At 67.7% G+C, this 248-nt stretch carries 1 protein-coding gene; it reads right to left on the minus strand.

Annotated features, from left to right (window positions below):
• On the minus strand, positions 1-248 hold a 248-nt coding region (gene rplD / locus ACSNOK_RS35520), incomplete at both ends, for a 50S ribosomal protein L4 (RefSeq protein ID WP_436784798.1).

The raw sequence follows: 248 nt of genomic DNA on the forward strand, positions 1-248 counted from the left end.
GGTCGGCATGACCTGCACATGCGGCAGGTTGCGGACCGCGCGGCCGAAGCCCTCATCCACCACGGCATCGACCACCAGCGCGCTCTTCCAGCCGAGCGCCTGAAGCTGCCGGGCGACGACGCGCGTCTTGGCGTTCTCGACGCCACCAGCCATGTCGAGCACGACCAGCTTGCCGTCCTTGGCCTTCTGGCTGAGGGCGCTGATCAGGCCGAGGCGACGGACCTTCTTGTTGAGGCTGTAGCCGTGGT

It is taken from the genome of Streptomyces sp. URMC 126 (assembly GCF_051386555.1).
Taxonomy (GTDB): domain Bacteria; phylum Actinomycetota; class Actinomycetes; order Streptomycetales; family Streptomycetaceae; genus Streptomyces.